This is a genomic window from Micromonospora aurantiaca ATCC 27029 (assembly GCF_000145235.1).
Classification (GTDB): Bacteria; Actinomycetota; Actinomycetes; order Mycobacteriales; family Micromonosporaceae; genus Micromonospora; species Micromonospora aurantiaca.
In genome coordinates, this window is sequence record NC_014391.1 from 3,148,820 (window position 1) to 3,166,224 (window position 17,405).

Consider the following 17,405-nt stretch of genomic DNA (forward strand, 5'->3'; position numbering starts at 1 on the left):
CGGCCCGGCGAAACGGGGGCGGACGGCGGTCAGTCGGCGGGGCGGGTGGCCACCACGACGGTGTCCAGCGCGTCGACTGTGCCGCCGTCGGTGGCCGGGACCGGCCGGCGGGTCGTCTCGGCCCGCTGCACACGCAGCCCGGCCAGCCCGTCGACCACCGACTCCGGCGTGATCAGCACGTCCGGGTCCTGCGGGCCGCCGATGCCGCCGGAGAGGTTGGCCAGGTCGTGGCCCACCACGACGAGCGTGCCGCCGGGGCGCAGCGCGGACTTCGCCGCGGCCAGCACCCCGGCGAACTCCGGCGCGGGCAGGTGCAGGTAGCTGATCAGCACCAGGTCGTAGCTGTTCGGCACCGGCCGGTACGCGGTCGCGTCCGCGACCCGCCAGTCGACGGTCACGCCCCGCGCGGCGGCCAGCTCCCGCCCCCGGTCGACGGCCACCGTGGAGAAGTCCACCGCGTTGACCCGCCAGCCCTGACCGGCCAGCCAGACCGCGTTGCGGCCCTCGCCGGCGGCGATGTCCAGCGCTGACCCGGGGGTCAGCCCGGTGACCGACTCGACCACGAAACGGTTGGGCTCAGCGCTCCACACCAGTCCGGGCGTGTCGGCGTACCGGCTGTCCCAGGCGCTGCTGTCCACTGTGTTCCCTCCTCCGGCGGCCCCACACCGCCATGGTGACCGTACCGGCCACGGCAAGCGCTCCCACGGCGAGTCCCCACAGCGGCGGCAACTGCTGCGCGAGCACGAACACGCCCATCACCACGACGAACCAGCCGAACCCCCGGCGCAGCAGGTCGGCCGGGATCCGGCCGGCGAGCCGGCCACCGAGCAGGCTGCCGACGACGGCGGCGGCGGTGACCCCGGTGGCCAGACCCCAGTGGATCTGCACGCTGGACAGGTAGCCGGCCAGGCCGGCGAACGACTTCATCGCGATGACGACCAGCGAGGTGCCGACCGCGATCGGCATCGGCAGCCCGCCCAGCAGGGCCAGGGCCGGCACGACCAGGAAGCCGCCGCCCGCGCCGACCAGGCCGGTGACCAGGCCGACGACCACGCCGTCCCCGACCACCCGCAGCATCGGCAGCTCGTGCGGCACCGGGCGGCCCTCGGCGGACCGGCGGCCGCGCAGCATCGCGACCGCGGTGGCGAGCATCATCAGAGCGAACCCGGTGAGCAGGACGCCGGCCGGGACGAACTCGGCCAGCCGGCCGCCCGCGTACGCGCCGGTCATGCCGGCCACGCCGAAGATGAGCCCGGTGCGCCAGCGGACCCGGTTCGCCCAGGCGTGCGGCAGTACGCCGACGGCGCTGGTCACGCCGACGACCAGCAGCGAGGTGGCGATCGCCTCCTTGGCGGGCAGATCGGCGACGTAGACCAGCAGCGGCACGGCGAGGATCGACCCGCCGCCGCCGAGCAGGCCCAGCGTCACGCCGATCAGCACCGCGCCGGCCAGCGTCAGGACGAGAGTCGTCACTTGCGGCTCCCGTCACGCAACTGCCCGACGATCGTGTCGAGGTCGCAGCTCGCGCCGCGGTTGTACGGCAGCTTGCTCAGCAGCATGCCCATGGCGCAGGTGTTGGTGAGCGCGGCGAACGTGAGGCCCGCGCCGATGAACGCGGCGACCCACTTCAGGCCGGGCACGAACACCGACGCGACGATCGCGGCGAGCACGATCGAGCCGGCGACGAGGCGTACCTGGCGCTCCAGGTCCCAGCGCGGGCGGCCCTGGTTGACCGGCGCGTTGGTGGCCTGCCAGGCCAGCATGCCGCCGTCGAGCACCTTCACGTTGGGCAGGCCGACGGTGCCGAGCGCCTGACCGGCCTGGCCGGCCCGGACGCCGGAGCGGCAGATCAGCACCACGTCCTCGTCCAGGTGGCTGCGCAGCTCCGCGCGGTGCTCCCGGAGCAGGTCCAGCGGCACGTTGTACGCGCCGGGGATGTGCGCCGCCTCGAACTCACCGGGCGTGCGCACGTCGAGCATCCGGGGCGTACGGCCGGCGGCGATCAGCTCGCGCAGGGTCGCCGCGTCGATGGTGGTGGGGGTGGTCGTGGTCATGCTCTGTCTCCTTCACGGGGTGTTTTCGGGCAGGATCGGGCGCCGGCCGGCGTAGGGACACGCCGGCCGGGCGCTCGGGGAGAGGTCAGGCGGTGGGCGCCATGCGTACGCCGGCCTCCTCGGCCCGGCCGTACGAGTCGTCGATCAGCACCACGTCACGGCCGGCGTTGGCGAGCAGGGACGCGGCGGCGGTGGCCCGGTAGCCGGAGCCGCAGTGCACCCAGACGGTCCCGGCGGGGATGTCGGCGAGCCGCTTCGGCACGTCCGGCAGCGGCACGTGCACCGCACCGTCGATGTGCCCGGCCTTCCACTCGTTCGTCATCCGCACGTCGAGGACGACCTGCGGCTCGGGCAGCCCGGCCGGGGTCTTCCCGGCCTGCGCGGCGGCGAGCGCGCCGAAGTCGGCCACCGCCAGCTCCCGCAGCTGCGACGGGTCGCCGGTCCACTGCTCGGGCTCGCCGGTGGCCTGGGCGGCCGGACGGTCGATGCCGATGCGGACCAGTTCCCGCTGGGCGTCGGCGACCTGCTCCGGGGTCTGCGCCAGGAACGTGATCGGCACACCCCACTCGATCAGCCAGCCGAGCCACGTCGACATCGGCCCGTCCAGGCCGAGGCTGACGGTGCCGGCCAGGTGCGAGGCCGCGTACGCCTTGCGGTGGCGCAGGTCGACCACCCACTCGCCGGCGGCGATACGACGGCGCAGCTCGTCGGCGTCGGCGCGGGCCACCGGCGTGAGGTCGACCGGGGCGGGACCGGCGGCGTTGGCGACGCCCATGTGGGCGTAGTACGCCGGGTAGGCGTCCAGCCCGGCCAGCGTCTCGGTGACGAACTGGTCGGCGGCCAGCCGCAGCACCGGGTTGGCCTCCTTCTCCCGGCCGATCGTCGACTCGGGGGCGTCGGCCTGGCTGGCCGAGCAGAAGCTGCCGAAGCCGTGCGTGGGCCAGACCTGCGCGCCGTCGGGCAGCAGGTCGGCCAGCTTGCGCGCCGAGGCGTACTGGTGGTGCGCCAGTTCGTGCGCGTACTGCTGGCCGAGCAGGTCGGTACGGCCGGTGGTGCCGAACAGCAGCGAGCCGCCGGTGAACACGCCGGCCGCCGTCCAGCCGCCGTCGGTGGCCTCGTCGAGCGCGTACGACAGGTGGTGGAACGTGTGACCAGGGGTGCCGATCACCCGCAGCCGCATCGTGTCGGACACCGGCACGGTGTCGCCGTCGGTGGCCGGGGTCCGGTCGAACTCGACCGTGTCGGCGGCGGCCACCAGGTACTGCGCGCCGGTGATCCGGGCCAGTTCCAGGCCGCCGGAGACGTAGTCGTTGTGGATGTGCGTCTCGACCACGTGGGTGATCCGTACGCCCTTGGCGCCGGCCAGGTACAGGACGCGGTCGATGTCGCGCTGCGGGTCGACCACGATCGCCACCCGGCCGTCGGAGGCGAGGTAGCTGCGGTCGCCGAGCGAGGAGGTCGTGATGACGGACACGTCGAGAGTCATGCCGTTTCCTCTCATTGCCTATATACCCCCGGGGGTATGCGTGGGACAGTCTGCAGCCTGGGTCTCCAGGCAGGTGTTTACCCGCCCGCGTCGCTGTCACACGGCGCGGGCGGGACTCAGCCGGTCAGGCGGGCGTCGTCAGGCCAGGGACAGGAAGAGCTTCTCCAGCTCCTCCTCGGTCATCTCCGGCTCCTCGCCCGCCTGGCGGGCGGCGTCGCAGTAGCGCATGCCGGAGGCGATGATCTTGAAACCGGCCCGGTCGATGGCCTTGGAGACCGCGGCGAGCTGGGTCAGCGCGGCGCGGCAGTCCTCGCCGTTCTCCATCATCTCGATGACGGCGTTGAGCTGCCCCCGGGCCCGCTTGAGCCGGGTCAGCGCCTCGCCTGTCATCTCCGGTCGAAGATTCACGTCGTACCTCCTGCGCTCGAAGATACCCCAGGGGGTACCAGTGCCGCCACCCGTCAGGCGGTCTTGGCCCGGACCTCGTCCATGTCGAGGTCGCGCACGGCCCGGATCAGCTCCTCCAGTCCGGCCGTCGGCAGGGCGCCCGGCTGGGCGAACACCAGCACGCCGTCCCGGAACGCCATCAGTGTCGGGATCGACCGGATCTGGGCGGCGGCCGCCAGGGCCTGCTCGGCCTCGGTGTCGACCTTGCCGAAGACGATGTCCGGGTGCTGCTCGCTGGCCTTCTCGTAGACCGGCGCGAACGCGCGGCACGGGCCGCACCAGCCGGCCCAGAAGTCGACCAGGACGATGCCGTCCCGGTTCACGGTCTCCGCGAAGTCGGTGGTGGTCAACGCCACGCTCGCCATCAGTACCTCCGTCGGTTTCGGGTTCCGGCATGTGTAACACACCCCCGGGGGTATCCATTCCGGGGGGTGGTGCCGGGCCGCTGCCTTGATCGACTCCAGGTCGGGGAGGTGGTGTAGTCCGGATGGGTGTGATCCAGCCACCTCGGCGTACTGGCGGAGCGGGCCGACAACTGAGGGTCAGTGAGGGACACGCAGGGTCGCCGGAACATCGACGGAGCGCTTATCCTGTGCGCCGGCGATCCCGGCGGAAGGGACACGATGGCGTCGCGGCAGGACCAGCTGCACTCGTACCAGTTCACCGTCCAGCGGGCGGTCGCCGCGCTCGTCATGCGGGAGACGGACCCGCCGCAGTCCCCGTTCCGCCGGCTGGCCGGCGCCGGTCTGGCCAGCGTCCTGGTCGCGGCGATCGCGCTCGGCGGCGTCGCCCTCTACGGCCTGTTCACCGGCGGCGGTGACTCGTGGCGCGAGACGGGCGCGGTGATCGTGGAGAAGGAGTCGGGCGCGCGATTCGTCTACCGCGATGAGAAGCTGCACCCGGTGTCGAACTACGCCTCCGCGCTGCTGATCATCGGGGCGGAGCGGCCGAAGACGGTGCTGGTCAGCCGCCGCGCCATCGAGGGGGTGCCGCGCGGTCTGCCGCTCGGCATCGCCGACGCGCCGGACTCGCTGCCCGCGCCGAACCGGCTCGTCCGCGACGCCTGGACGCTCTGCTCGGTGGCGGGCGACGAGGCCGGGCGCGGCGAGACCGGGCGTCCGGCGGCGGGGCGCGGCGAGGCACGCTCGGTGCTGCTGATCGGGCGGGAGGCCGCCGGCGGCCGTGCGCTCGGCGACCAGGGCCTGCTCGCCTTGCACCCGGACGGCGGCCTGCACCTGCTCTGGCACGACCGGCGCTACCTGCTGCGCGACACGGACCGGGTGCTCGCCGCGCTCGCCGCCACCCGGGAGCGGGCGGTGCCGGTGGCGGCGGCGCTGCTGAACACGCTGCCGGCCGGCGCCGACCTGGCCCCGCCGCCGCTGGACGACCTCGGCGAGCCGTCCGAGCGGGTCACCGGTGCGACGGTGGGCGACGTCTACCTGGTGCGCAACTCCGGCGGCGGACGGCAGTACGCGGTCGCCAAGCGCGGTGGGCTGGCCGGCATCACCGAGTTGCAGGCGGCGCTGCTGCTGGCCCGCACCGGCCAGGGCGAGCCGGAACCGATCACGCTCGGCCGGTTCGCCGCGCTGCCGAAGCTCCCCGGTCTGGTGCCCGGTGGGGCGAGCGCGCCGCCCGCCGTACCGCCCCGGCTGGCCACCGACGAGGGCGCGCTCTGCGCGCGGGCCGCCGACGACACAGGCGTCCGCGAGCTGCGCCTGGGCGTCACCGCGCCGGACCCGAACGCCGCCGCGCGGACAGCCGGCGGCCGGGCCGGGCTCGCCGACGCGGTGGTGGTCGAGCCGGGACGCGGCGCGCTCGTGGAGGCGGTGCCCGCGCCGGGCGCGACCGGCGGCGCGATCTGCGTGGTCACCGACCTGGGCCGGCGGTACGCGCTGACCGGCGCGGACGTGCCGGGCATGCTCGGGTACGCGGGCGTGCGCCCGGCGCGGCTGCCGGCGGGCCTGGTGGACCTGCTGCCGGCCGGTAGCCCGCTCGACCCGGAGGCCGCCCGCACGGTCGCCGCGCCCGCCTGAGCGCCGAGCGCGCGATCCGTTGGGGAGAAAGAGCGGCGGTCAGCCGGCGGGGCGGCGCAGCACACTCACCGCGAAGTCGGCGTCGTCCCGCCACGGCCGCAGGTCCCAGGTGGCGAAGCGGTGCTCGGGGCGCAACCCGGCGGCGACCGCGTCGGCGTCCAGGTCGGCCACCGGGTAGCCGCGGTCGGTGCCGAAGCCGACCACGACCAGGCCGTCCGGGCGCACGTGCGCGGCGACGCGGGCCAGCACGTCGCGCTCGGTGCCGGGGGCGACGAAGACCATCACGTTGCCGGCCAGCACCGCGGCGTCGAACGGCTCGGCCTCGCCCTGGGCGGCCAGGTCCAGCTCGGCCAGGTCGGCGACCAGGAAACGGGGGCCGGGATGGTCGGCGCGGGCCGCCTCGACCAGCGTCGGGTCGGCGTCCACGCCCACGACGTCGTGCCCGCGCGCGGCGAGCGCGGCGGCGACCCGGCCGGTGCCGCAGCCGGCGTCCAGGACACGCGCGCCCGGCGGTACGAGCGCGTCGAGCAGCCGCGCCTCACCGGACAGGTCGGCGCCCTCGGCGGCGAGCTGACGGAACCGGTCCACGTACCACTGCGAGTGGCCGGGCTTCGTGTCGGTCACCCAGCGGGTCGGCTTGGCCATGGGGCCACCGTAGCTGATCTTGTGGCAACGGGTCAGGCGAGCGCCAGGAACGTGCCGGCGGCGAGCGGCCCGCCCAGCGCGACGCCGGCCAGCACCTGCGGCCAGGTGTGGTCGCCCAGCCGTACCCGGGACCAGCCGACGGCCGCGACGAGCACCCAGCCGAGGCTCGCGGCCGGGCCGGCCAGCGGCACCAGCACGGCGACGGTGGCGGCGGCCACCGCAGCGTGGATGCTCAGCTTCCACCAGTGGTTCACCAGCGCGCAGGCCGCGCCGACCACGAAGACCACGACGATCACGGCGAACAGTTCGGCCGGCGCGCGGACCGCCGCCAGCAGCAGCAACCCGGCCGCGACCGAGGCCAGCCCGATCGACAGCGGCCGGGCCCGCTGCGTGCGGTCGCCGACGTGCCGGTCGGTGAGGCGTCCCCGGCGTACGCCGTGCACGAGCACACCGATCGGGATGACGGCGCAGAACGTGAGCGCGATGCCGCCCCAGAGCAGGAACTGGCCCGCCGAGCGGCTGACCCGGGCGGCGGCGATCAGCGGCAGCGCGGTGACCAGGACGGTCGGGGCGAGCGCCTCGGTGAGCAGCCGGGCCGCCCGCGCGCCGGCCCGGCGCTCCCGTGATGCTCGCACCCGATCATCCTGGCACGGATGCTCAGCCCTTCTCGGCTCCGCTGGTGAGTCCCTCGGTGAGCAGGCGTTCCCCGGCGAAGAACAGCACCACGATCGGCAGCGTGAGGATGACCGAGCCGGCCATCAGCACGGTCTTGGGCACCTCCACGCCGTCGGCGAGCAGGGACAGCCCCAGCGACACGGTCCACCGGTCCGGCCGGTCGACCAGGAACAGCAGCGCGAACAGGTACTCGTTCCAGGCGATCATGAAGTCGTACAGCGCGACCGCCATCACCGACGGCGCCGCGAGGGGCAGGCTGACCCGGCGGATGATGCCGAGCCGGCCGGCGCCGTCGATCGCCGCGGACTCCTCCAGGCTGACCGGGATGGTCTCGAAGTAGTTCTTCAGCATGTAGACCGACACCGGCAGCGTCTGCGAGATGTAGACGAGCACCAGCCCGGTCAGCGACCCGCGCAGCCCGGCCCGGGTGAAGACCACGAACAGCGGGATCGCGATGACTATGGACGGGAACAGGTAGACCGCCAGGAACAGCGCGCTGACCTGCCGGCGGCCGAAGAACCGCAGACGGGACACCGCGTACGCGCCGGGGATGGCGATCACCAGGGTGAGCGCGGTGGCTGCGAGCGCGACCAGGCCGCTGTTGCGGATGAACGTGAGGAAGCCCTGGCCGCCGTCGGAGACGGACTTCAGCACCTCGGCGTACGTGGCGACGGTCAGCTCGCCGAACGGCACCCAGAGCGAGCCGGGTTCGAGCAGCAGGCGTTCGATCGGGCGTACCGACAGCACCAGCATGTACCAGAACGGCAGCAGCGTGACCACCAGGAACCCGGCGATCACCAGCCGGCGCAGCCAGCGCAGGCTCACCGTCTCGATCCGGTCCCGGTCCATCACGCCTCCCGTCGCGCGCCGAAGAAGCGCAGGTAGATCGCCACGAACACGAGCAGCACCACGGCGAGCACGACCGCCTGGGCGGCGGCCGCGCCGATGTCGGTGCGGGCGGTGAGGAACTGGTAGACCCGGACGCTGACCACCTCGGTGCCGGCGGCGCCGCCGGTGAGCAGATAGACGTCGTCGAACTTGTTGAACGTCATGATGAAGCGGAGCACGCCGATCAGCGCGATCACCGGCATGAGCTGTGGCAGCAGGATGTGCCGGAACCGCTGCGTGGGTGTCGCACCGTCGACCCGGGCGGCCTCCTCCAGCTCGCCGGGCACCGCCTGGAGCCGGGCCAGCAGGAACAGGAACGCGAACGGGAAGTAGCGCCACGCCTCGAACGCGATCACCGTCCAGAGCGCGGTGGACTCCTGGGACAGGAACGGCACCGGGGAGTCCCAGCCGAGGAACCGCCGCCCCCAGTCGTTGACGATGCCGAGCTGCGGGTCGAGCATCACCTGCCAGACGAACGTCATGGCGACCACCGGCGCCACGTACGGCAGCAGCATCGACGCGCGCACCAGCGTGCGGCCCCGGAACGGCCCGCGTACGGCCAGCGCCGCCGCGAGGCCGACCACGATCGAGCCGGCGGTGCCGCCGACGCTGTAGAGCACAGTGGTCCAGAGCGTGTCGGCGAACCCGGGCGTGTGCAGCACCCGGTCGATGTTGTCCAGGGTCAGTTCGCCGAACAGGCCGGTCTTGCGCAGCGTCGCCAGGCGTACCCGCTGGAAGGCCAGCACCACCGTCCAGACGATGGGTATGCCGATCACCGCGACCACGACGAGCAGGGTCGGGGTGACCAGCGCGAGCCCGGCGCGGGACTCGCGGCGGCGCAGCGTCAGCGGGCGTCGGCCGGGTCGGCGGGGTCGCTCCGGCGCGGGGGAGCGGCCGGCCTCCGGCGCGGTGGTGGTCAATTGACGCCCTTGGCTATCGCTTCGACGTCCTTGCGGGCGCGTTCGGCGGCGGCGCGGGCGTCGGACCTGCCGCCGACGACGTCGGCCAGCGCCTTGGGTACGGGCAGCTCACCGAGGATGGCGCCGACGAGCTTGCCCTGGTTCTCGGTCAGGCCCCAGCGCTGGAACGTGTCGGGGCTGCGCCGCAGCGTGGCGAGCACGTCCTCGCCGTAGACCTCCGACAGCGGCTTCTTGGTGTCCACCCCGGCCGGGCTGGTGTTCCAGGCGGTCCGGAACTTCTGCTTGTCCTCCGGGGTGCCGGTGCGCACCGGGAAACGCCCCTCGGGGGACATGCCGAACCAGCGCGGGTAGCCGTCGGAGAGCATGTACTCCACGAACGACTTCGCCGGGTCGGCGGCGCCGTCGAGCACCGCCCAGGAGCTGACCTCGCCGTACTGGGCCGGCTCGGTGCCGTTGGGGCCCTTGATCGCGGTGACGAACCCGCTGTTCTTCGCCAGCCAGGCCGGGTCGGACTGGCACTGCGGGCAGGTCGGCCGGGCGTCGGCGCGCAGCCCGGCCAGCTCGTCGAGGATGAACGGCGACCAGATCAGCATGGCCGCCTTGCCGGCGAAGTAGGTGGCCCGGGTGGTGTCGACGTCCTGGGCGCCCTTGACGGAGTTGTTCCACATCAGGTCGCCGTAGAAGCGGAACGCCTCGACGCACTCGGGGGAGTCCAGAGTGACAGTGCCGGAGTCGTCGGTGAGCCGGCAGTTGTTCGCCAGCGCCAGATGCTCGAACGTCTGCTGGGTGAACACGTCACCGGGGGAGGTGGCCGCGGTGATGCCGGCGACGCCGCCGGTGTTCAGCTTCGCCGCCGCGGCGGCGATCTTCTCGTACGTGTCGGGCGCCGGCAGGCCGGCGGCGGCGAACAGGTCCTTGCGGTAGACGAGCAGCTGGCCCCACCCGTCGCTCGGTACGGCGAGCTGCGTGCCGCCGTCGCTGGTGAGTTCCAGCGCGCGGGGCGTGAACGTGTCCCGGCCGAGCCGGCCGACGACGGCGGCGTTGGCGTCGGCGTCGAGGAGTTCGTTGGCGGACAGCGTGCGCACCCCGGCCAGTGAGACCGAGCCGACCACGTCGGGCAGGTCGCCGGCGGCGGCGCTGGAGGCGATCAGGGACGGGAACTGGTCCTCGTTGACGGTGACCAGGTTGACCTTGACGCCGGTCTTGGCGGTGTAGTCGGCGATGATCGCCTTGGTGGCGGCGACGCGGTCCGCCACGTCTTCCAGGCTCCAGACGGTGATCTGCGAACTGTCGGATTTCTGCCCGTCGTTGCTGCATGCGGCCACGCCGGTCCCGGCCAGTGCCAGGATCAGGCTGATTGCGAGCCGCCGCGTGGAGGGTGATGACATCGGTGGCACTCCTCTCGAAAGAGCACGGCCTGCCGCTAATACCCATCGATTCATCAATCGAATCACATATGCCCATTTTTTGGGTTAGAATCGGGGTCGGCACTTCACTCGGAGCGACGCCATGAGCAACTGGGTTGTCTCTCTGGCCGGGCCCGGGCACGTACGCCTGGAGCCCTGCCCCACCGACCGGCTCGGTCCGGGCCAGGTCCGCGTCCGCACCCGCTACTCGGGCATCTCCGCCGGCACCGAACTGACGCTCTACCGGGGCAGCAACCCGCGACTGCGCAAGGACTGGGACGCCGGCTCCCGCATGTTCGTGCCCCGCCAGGCCGCGCCCGCGTACCCGGTGGTGGGTTTCGGTTACGAGGAGGTCGGCGAGATCGTCGAGGTCGCCCCCGACGTGGCCGGGCGACGGCCCGGCCAGCTCGTCTGGGGGATCTGGGGGCACCGCGCCGAGGCCGTGCTCCCCGCGACGGCCGCGCATCCGCTGCCACCGGGCCTCGACCCGCTCGCCGCCGTGTTCGCCCGGCCCGGTGCCATCGCGCTGACCGCCGTGCTCGCCGGTGACCTGCACCTGGGCGACTGGGTGGGCGTGTTCGGGCAGGGCGTGATCGGGCTGCTCGGCACGCGCCTGGCCGCACTCTCCGGCGCCCGCGTCGTCGCCGTCGACCGGATGCCCGGCCGGCTCGCGCACGCCGTGCGGCTCGGCGCGCGCCGGGTGGTCGACGCCGCCGCCGACTCGCCCGCCGCCGCGCTGCGGGCCGCCACCGACGGCCGGGGCGCCGACGTGTGCCTGGAGCTGTCCGGGTCGTACCCGGCGCTGCACGAGGCGATCCGCGCCACCGCGCACGCCGGGCGCGTCGTCGCGGCCGGCTTCTACCAGGGGTACGCCCACGGGCTGGAACTCGGCGAGGAGTTCCACCACAACCGGATCCAGCTCGTGGCCGCCCAGGTCTCCGGGCCGGACCCGGCACCCGGCACGGCCGGCCGGTGGTCCGGGACGCGGATCGCACACACCTTCATGGACCTGGTGGCCGAGGGCAGCGTCGACCCGCTGCCGCTGGTGAGCCACGTCGTCGACGCGGGCGCGGTGGCCGACGCCCTGGCGTTGCTCGACCGCGGTGACGGTGACGTCCTCCAAGTGGTGCTGAGGTTCTGATGGACATTCCGCTCTCGTGCCAGGAGCAGTTGCTTCCCGGCGCCGACCTGATCCAGAAGTACGCCCTCGCCGTCTCCCTCGGCTGCCAGGGCATCGAGCTGCGCGGGCGGGGCGACCTGGCCCTGGCCCGGCGGCTGCCGGAGCTGCGCCGCGCCCGCGCCGCCGGCGTGGTCATGCCGACCGTCTGCGTCGAGATGGACCACTTCATCGGCGACTTCGACCCGGCCCGTTCCCGCGACGCGGTGGACAACCTGCGCTCCCAGCTGTCGGTGATCGCCGAGCTGGGCGGCGTCGGTGCGATGACCCCCGCCGCGTGGGGCATGTTCTCCCGCCGGCTGCCGCCGTTCGAACCACCACGCTCGGCCGACGGCGACCGGCGGGTGCTCGTCGACGCCCTGGGCGAGCTGGCCGGGCACGCCCGCGCCGAGGGGGTCACCGTGTTCCTGGAACCGCTCAACCGGTACGAGGACCACATGGTCAACCGGCTCGACCAGGCGGTCGAGCTGTGCCGCGCGGTCGGGTCACCGGCGCTGCGGGTGGCCGCCGACACGTACCACATGAACATCGAGGAGGACGATCCGCAGGCCGCGCTGCGCGCCGCCGCGCCGTACCTCGGGCACGTCCAGGTCAGCGACTCCAACCGGCACCAGCCCGGCGCCGGGCACCTGGACTGGGGTGCGCTGCTGGCCACGCTCGACGCGATCGGCTACACCGGCTGGCTGGCGCTGGAGTGCCGGCTGCGCGGCGAGCCGGTCGCCGCGCTGCGCCAGGCCGCCACCGCGCTGGCCCAGGCCCGTCCCCGGCGGGCCGCCGCATGACGCTGACCACCGGGGTACGCGCCGACGCCGACCGCCACGCCCGGCTGCGCCGCCTCGCGCTGGCCACCCTGGACGCCAACTGGGAACACGACCACACGGTCCCCTCGCGCACGCTCTACCCGCACCAGTGGAGCTGGGACTCGGCGTTCATCGCGATCGGCCTGGCCCACGTCCGCCCCGACCGGGCCTGGCGGGAGCTGCGCACGCTGTTCGCCGCGCAGTGGGTCGACGGGCGGGTGCCGCACATCGTGTTCAACCCGGCCTCGCGCGCCGGGCCGTACTTCCCCGGGCCGCAGTTCTGGGACTCGGCCCGCGCCGACGGCTCACCGGCCCGGGCCACCTCCGGGATCGTCCAGCCGCCGGTGCACGCCCCGGCCGCCTGGCTGGTGCACCGCCGCGCGCCCGGCGAGGCGTCGGTGGCCGCGCTGCGGCGGCTCTACCCGAGGCTGGTCGCGGAGCAGCGCTACCTGACCGGCCGGCGAGACGCCGGGGGCGGCGGGCTGGCGTCGATCGTGCACCCGTGGGAGTCCGGACTGGACAACAGCCCCGCCTGGGACGCGCCGCTCGCAGGGGTGCCCGCCGACGAGGCGGTGATGCGCGCGTACCGCCGGCACGACACCGCGCACGCCGACGCGGCGCAGCGTCCCACCGACCTGGACTACGCGCGGTACGTCGCGCTCGTGGAGAGCTACCGGGCCGGCCGCTACCGGGACGAGGGCCTGCTCGGACGGCATCCGTTCCTGGTGGAGTGCCCACTGGTGAACGCCGCGCTCGGCGTCTCCGAGTACGCACTCGCGCGCATCGCCGCTGTGATCGGCGCCGACCCGGGGCCGCACCGCGACCGGGGTGCCCGGATCACCGAGGCGCTCGTCACCCGCCTCTGGGATCCGGTCGCCGGCACGTTCCGTCCCCGCGACGTGCGCGCCGACCGGCTCGTGCCGGCCCGGACCGTGCTCGGGCTGATGCCGCTGGCGCTGCCCGAACTGCCCGCCGCACAGGTGTCGGCGCTGCTGGCCGAGGCGTGCTCGCCGCGCTTCGGGCTGGCCGCCCGGATGGACCGGCCGCTGCCCACGTACGACCGCACCGCGCCGGACTTCGAGCCGCTGCGCTACTGGCGCGGCCCGAGCTGGATCAACACCGGCTGGCTGCTCTGGCAGGGACTGCGCACCCACCGCCGCGTCGACCTGGCCGCCGGGCTGCGCGAGTCGCTGCTCGACCTGGTCGACCGGGCCGGCTGCCACGAGTACTTCCACCCGGACACCGGCGCCGGTCTCGGCTCACCGGCGTTCAGCTGGACCGCCGCGCTGGTGCTGGACGCGCTCGCCCAGGAGTGACAGCGGCGGGCGCCGGGCACGCCGGCGCCCACCGGGCCGTCCAGGGCTCAGGCGATGCCGGCCGGGGTGGCGCCGCCGATGCGCAGCGCCGACATCGGCGCGTCGTCGATCGCGTAGCCGAGCGCGTCGACCACCTCGACCACGCCGCTGACCTGCCGGGTCAGCCGGACCGCGAGCTGCGCGGTGGACCGGCACTCCACCTGGCCGGTGAGCGTCACCACGCCCCTGTCGACTGTCACGTCCACCACCCCGTCGCGGACGCCGAGGCTGCGCCACAGCACCTCCTCGACCACGTCCCGCCGGATGCCGGCGTCCGGGCGCAGGTGCACCTTGAGCAGGTCGCCGCGGGTGACGATGCCGACCAGCCGGCCGAGGTCGTTCACCACCGGCAGCCGCTTCACGCCGCGCGCGTCCATCAGCCGGGCCGCCTCCACGATCGTCGCGTCCGGCGTGATGGTGACCGGGGGAGCGGTCATCAGGTCGGCGGCGAGCGTCGCGCCGGCCTTCGCCCGCGCCTCGCGGCGGTGCCGGTCCGGCAGGATCCGCCGCTCCTGGGGCTGGCCCAGGAACTCCACCTTGTACATCAGGTCCGCCTCGGACACCACGCCCAGCACCCGGCGGGTCTCGTCCACCACCGGCGCCGCCGTGACGTGCCGCTCGGTCAGCACGTCGACGATCTCCCGGTAGTCAGTGCCCTCCCGTACCGACGCCACGTCCCTGGTCATCACGTCCTGCACCTGCCACGTACGCATGGCGAACCTCCCTGTGTCCGCCTCCGACGCTAGGCGGCGGCGACGGGCCGGAGCAGGGGCGCAAAGACCAGGTCAGGGGGCCGGAGGTCCCGAATCACCCAGCCGCGACGGGCTCCGCGACCTCGTCGAGGGGCGGCTCGGCGGTCAGCAACTCGGCCGGCACCGGCTCGACCTCCACCCGGCAGTCGTGGAACGTGGGCGCCTCGCCCAGGTCGGTGTCCCGGACGCCGGTGACCGCGTTGACGGTGGACCGCCCCGGGCTGCGTCGCGCCCAGTACGCCTTGTACGTGAACGCGCACCCCGGCCGGGTCGCCTCGTCCACCGCCACCGCGGCGAGGAACGCGCCCCTGTCGTTGTGCACCCGTACCGCGTCGCCGTCGGCGAGCCCGCGCGCCGCCGCGTCGTCCGCGTGCAGGTGCACCAGGGGCGGCCCGGCGAGGCGGGTGTGCCACGGCAGCGACGCGAACGTGGAGTTCATCAGGTAACGGTTGGCCGGGGTGAGCAGCGTCAGCGGGAACCGGCGGGCCAGCTCCGGGTCGGCCGCCTCGGCCGGTGGCGTGTATCCGGGCAGCGGGTCCACCCCGAGCGCGGCCAGCGCCGGGTCGTGCAGCCGGGCCCGCCCGTCCGGGGTGGGGAAACCGCCCTCGGCGTACGGCGCGGAACCCACCGGCACACCGGTGAGCCGGGCGTACGTGCGCTCACGCAGCTCCTCATACGTGATCGGGGCGTCGGCCAGCAACTGCCGGGCCAGGTCCTCGTCGCTGTCCCGGAACGCCGGGTGGTCGATCCCGAGCGCGGCGGCGATCCGCCGGAAGATCTCGGTGTTCGGCAGCGCCTCGCCCGGCGCGCGGGTGACCGGCAGGTTCAGCGTCGTGTAGTGGTGCCCGTAGGACGTCTGGAGGTCCAGGTGCTCGGGCTGCATGGTGGCCGGGAGCACCACGTCGGCGTAGTCGCAGGTGTCGGTCCAGCGCTGCTCCAGCACCACTGTGAACAGGTCGGCGCGGCCGAGCCCGGTCAGCAGCCGGGCCTGGTCCGGGGCGGTCGCCGCCGGGTTGGCGTTGAACACCACCAGCGAGGTGACAGGCGGGTCGGCCTCCCCGGTGAGCACGGCGGCCAGCCGGCTCATGTTCAGCGACCGGGCCGGCGGGGCGGGCATGCCGGCCGGCCGGATCACCGGGCCGTTGTCGACCCGGTGGTGGCCGCTGGTGGTCACCAGCGCCCCGCCGCCGGGGTACCGGAAGTCGCCGGTGACCAGCGGCAACGCGCAGATCGCCCGGATCGCCTGCCCGGCGCCGTGGTGCCGTTGCAGGCCCAGCCCGACCCGTACCGCTGTGGGCCGGGCGGTGGCGATCCGCTCACCGAGACGGCGGATCGTCCCGGCCGGCAGGCCGCACTCGGCGGCGGCCCGCTCCACCGGCCAGTCGTCGAGCCGGGCGCGCAGTTCCGGCCAGCCGGTGGTGTGCGCGGCCAGCCACGCCTCGTCGGCCGCCCCGGCGTCGCGGACGTGCCGCATCAGCCCGAGAGCGAGCGCCGCGTCGGTGCCTGGTAGCGGCGCGACGTGCTCGTCGCTGCGGGCCGCCGTGTCGGTGCGCAGCGGGTCGATCGTCACCACGTACGCGCCGCGCTCGCGGGCCTGCTGCACGAACGGCCACAGGTGCAGGTTGGTGACGAGCGGGTTGGCGCCCCAGAGCACGATCAGGTTCGCCTCGACGATCGACTCCGGTTCGAAGCCGACCGAGGCGCCGTAGAGCGAGCGCAGCGCCGCCCGCGCCGCGGCCGTGCAGATGGTGGTGTCCAGGCGGGACGCGCCCAGGTGGGCGAAGAGCCGGGGCCCCATGGTCCAGCCCTGGACCAGGCCCATCGTGCCGGCGAAGTAGTAGGGCAGCACCGACTCCGGGCCGTCCCGCTCGATGCTCGCGCGCAGCCCGGCGGCCACCCGGTCGAGGGCCTCGTCCCAGCTCGCCGGCCGGTACGCGACCCGGCCGGTGCCCTTCGGGCCGGTGCGGACCCAGGGCGTGGTGAGCCGGTCCGGCCCGTTCACCGCGTCCAGGTAGCGGTTCACCTTGCCGCAGAGCGCGCCCCTGGTGAACGGGTGGTCGCGGTCGCCGCGCAGCGCGACCGCCCGGCCGTCGTCGACTGTGAGCTGCCAGACGCAGGTGTCCGGGCAGTCCAGCGGGCAGGCGCCGGGGTGGGTCGTGACGGGGGCCATGGGCGGATGCTACCGACGCGACCGGCCACCTGCCCTCCGGCTTTTCCGCCTCCCGGTGGGTGGGGCGTTTGGCCGGGGTGGGGGCGGGTACCCGCCGGGGCCGACCGCTGTGGGCGTGGTGCCCGCCGGCGGCGAGGGGAGGGGTGGGATGCGGTTCCCCCTGTTCGTCGAGGCGGTGGCGCGGCGGGCCGAGTTGCCCGCTGACGAGGCCGCGACCGTCTCCCGTGCCGTGTTGCAGACCCTCGCCGACCGGATCACCGCGGACGAGACGACGGACCTGGCCGCGCAGCTGCCGGACGACGTGGGCGGCTATCTGGAGCCCGCCGGCACCGCCACCACCGGTGGCGCTGTCGACTTCCTGTACCGCGTGGCCGAACGCGCGGCGGTGGACCCGGCGGTCGCCGAGGTGGGTGCCGTCGCGGTGCTCGCGACGCTGCGCGACACGGTGACGGTGGGGGAGTTCCACGACCTCGTCGCGCAGCTCCCGAAGGGCTTCGACGCCATGGTGGACCCCATCCCACGACCGCCGTACGATGTCTGAGCAGGCTCCCCGCGATCCGGGTCGAGCTGCGGCACCGAGGCCGTCGCGGCGAAAGA

General features: G+C 74.2%; 18 protein-coding genes. 5 read left to right on the forward strand and 13 right to left on the reverse strand.

Going from position 1 to position 17,405, the window contains the following annotated elements:
- Nucleotides 1–29: 29 nt before the first annotated feature.
- The 6 genes from MICAU_RS13770 to trxA all read right to left on the reverse strand — a co-directional run bounded on the left by MICAU_RS13770 (nucleotide 30) and on the right by trxA (nucleotide 4,352).
- The gene (locus tag MICAU_RS13770; RefSeq protein ID WP_013285926.1) at nucleotides 30–638 is read right to left on the reverse strand and encodes a class I SAM-dependent methyltransferase; all 609 of its coding nucleotides are present in this window, start codon (nucleotides 636–638) and stop codon (nucleotides 30–32) included.
- Nucleotides 577–1,473 (reverse strand): sulfite exporter TauE/SafE family protein, encoded by an 897-nt coding sequence (locus MICAU_RS13775; protein WP_013285927.1) that lies wholly within the window; start codon nucleotides 1,471–1,473, stop codon nucleotides 577–579. Before MICAU_RS13775 ends, MICAU_RS13770 begins: the two co-directional genes overlap by 62 nt.
- Nucleotides 1,470–2,054 carry a rhodanese-like domain-containing protein gene (locus MICAU_RS13780; protein WP_013285928.1) on the reverse strand — a complete coding sequence of 195 codons (585 nt, stop codon included), beginning with the start codon at nucleotides 2,052–2,054 and terminating at the stop codon, nucleotides 1,470–1,472. The genes MICAU_RS13775 and MICAU_RS13780 overlap by 4 nt, the downstream gene beginning before the upstream one ends.
- Nucleotides 2,055–2,139: 85 nt before the next feature.
- The gene (locus MICAU_RS13785) at nucleotides 2,140–3,540 is read right to left on the reverse strand and encodes an MBL fold metallo-hydrolase (RefSeq protein ID WP_013285929.1); all 1,401 of its coding nucleotides are present in this window, start codon (nucleotides 3,538–3,540) and stop codon (nucleotides 2,140–2,142) included.
- A 138-nt stretch (nucleotides 3,541–3,678) separates the two neighbouring features.
- Nucleotides 3,679–3,948, reverse strand: a complete 270-nt coding sequence (locus MICAU_RS13790; RefSeq protein ID WP_013285930.1) for a metal-sensitive transcriptional regulator — start codon at nucleotides 3,946–3,948, stop codon at nucleotides 3,679–3,681.
- A gap of 53 nt (nucleotides 3,949–4,001) precedes the next feature.
- A complete protein-coding gene (gene trxA, locus MICAU_RS13795) occupies nucleotides 4,002–4,352 on the reverse strand; it encodes a thioredoxin (RefSeq protein ID WP_013285931.1) in 351 nt (116 codons plus the stop codon).
- A gap of 258 nt (nucleotides 4,353–4,610) precedes the next feature.
- Here trxA and eccB point away from each other — a divergent pair, with 258 nt between their 5' ends.
- The gene (eccB, locus tag MICAU_RS13800; RefSeq protein ID WP_013285932.1) at nucleotides 4,611–6,020 is read left to right on the forward strand and encodes a type VII secretion protein EccB; all 1,410 of its coding nucleotides are present in this window, start codon (nucleotides 4,611–4,613) and stop codon (nucleotides 6,018–6,020) included.
- A 39-nt stretch (nucleotides 6,021–6,059) separates the two neighbouring features.
- Here eccB and MICAU_RS13805 read toward each other — a convergent pair whose 3' ends face one another.
- From MICAU_RS13805 to MICAU_RS13825, 5 genes are read right to left on the reverse strand one after another with little or no spacing between them, the layout of a single operon-like run.
- Nucleotides 6,060–6,665 carry a class I SAM-dependent methyltransferase gene (locus MICAU_RS13805; protein WP_013285933.1) on the reverse strand — a complete coding sequence of 202 codons (606 nt, stop codon included), beginning with the start codon at nucleotides 6,663–6,665 and terminating at the stop codon, nucleotides 6,060–6,062.
- Nucleotides 6,666–6,697: 32 nt separating this feature from the next.
- Nucleotides 6,698–7,300, reverse strand: a complete 603-nt coding sequence (locus MICAU_RS13810) for a phosphatase PAP2 family protein (RefSeq protein WP_013285934.1) — start codon at nucleotides 7,298–7,300, stop codon at nucleotides 6,698–6,700.
- Between the two features lie 22 nt (nucleotides 7,301–7,322).
- Complete coding sequence (locus MICAU_RS13815; RefSeq protein ID WP_013285935.1) at nucleotides 7,323–8,189, reverse strand: carbohydrate ABC transporter permease; 867 nt, start codon at nucleotides 8,187–8,189, stop codon at nucleotides 7,323–7,325.
- On the reverse strand, nucleotides 8,189–9,148 hold the full coding sequence (locus tag MICAU_RS13820) for a carbohydrate ABC transporter permease (protein ID WP_013285936.1): 960 nt from the start codon (nucleotides 9,146–9,148) through the stop codon (nucleotides 8,189–8,191). Before MICAU_RS13820 ends, MICAU_RS13815 begins: the two co-directional genes overlap by 1 nt.
- On the reverse strand, nucleotides 9,145–10,536 hold the full coding sequence (locus MICAU_RS13825; RefSeq protein ID WP_013285937.1) for an ABC transporter substrate-binding protein: 1,392 nt from the start codon (nucleotides 10,534–10,536) through the stop codon (nucleotides 9,145–9,147). The genes MICAU_RS13820 and MICAU_RS13825 overlap by 4 nt, the downstream gene beginning before the upstream one ends.
- 121 nt (nucleotides 10,537–10,657) lie before the next feature.
- On the opposite strand from MICAU_RS13825, the gene MICAU_RS13830 reads away from it, so the two are divergent.
- The 3 genes from MICAU_RS13830 to MICAU_RS13840 are packed head-to-tail and all read left to right on the forward strand — an operon-like array spanning nucleotide 10,658 to nucleotide 13,847.
- Entirely contained in the window at nucleotides 10,658–11,695 is a 1,038-nt protein-coding gene (locus MICAU_RS13830) for a zinc-binding dehydrogenase (protein ID WP_013285938.1), read from the forward strand.
- On the forward strand, nucleotides 11,695–12,513 hold the full coding sequence (locus tag MICAU_RS13835; protein WP_013285939.1) for a sugar phosphate isomerase/epimerase family protein: 819 nt from the start codon (nucleotides 11,695–11,697) through the stop codon (nucleotides 12,511–12,513). Before MICAU_RS13830 ends, MICAU_RS13835 begins: the two co-directional genes overlap by 1 nt.
- The gene (locus tag MICAU_RS13840) at nucleotides 12,510–13,847 is read left to right on the forward strand and encodes an MGH1-like glycoside hydrolase domain-containing protein (protein WP_013285940.1); all 1,338 of its coding nucleotides are present in this window, start codon (nucleotides 12,510–12,512) and stop codon (nucleotides 13,845–13,847) included. Before MICAU_RS13835 ends, MICAU_RS13840 begins: the two co-directional genes overlap by 4 nt.
- 47 nt (nucleotides 13,848–13,894) lie before the next feature.
- Here MICAU_RS13840 and MICAU_RS13845 read toward each other — a convergent pair whose 3' ends face one another.
- Both MICAU_RS13845 and MICAU_RS13850 read right to left on the reverse strand, forming a co-directional pair.
- A complete protein-coding gene (locus tag MICAU_RS13845) occupies nucleotides 13,895–14,599 on the reverse strand; it encodes a CBS domain-containing protein (RefSeq protein ID WP_013285941.1) in 705 nt (234 codons plus the stop codon).
- Between the two features lie 94 nt (nucleotides 14,600–14,693).
- Entirely contained in the window at nucleotides 14,694–16,808 is a 2,115-nt protein-coding gene (locus tag MICAU_RS13850; RefSeq protein ID WP_013285942.1) for a molybdopterin-containing oxidoreductase family protein, read from the reverse strand.
- 148 nt (nucleotides 16,809–16,956) lie between these two features.
- On the opposite strand from MICAU_RS13850, the gene MICAU_RS13855 reads away from it, so the two are divergent.
- Nucleotides 16,957–17,349 carry a DUF2267 domain-containing protein gene (locus MICAU_RS13855; RefSeq protein ID WP_013285943.1) on the forward strand — a complete coding sequence of 131 codons (393 nt, stop codon included), beginning with the start codon at nucleotides 16,957–16,959 and terminating at the stop codon, nucleotides 17,347–17,349.
- The last annotated feature ends 56 nt before the right edge of the window (nucleotides 17,350–17,405 follow it).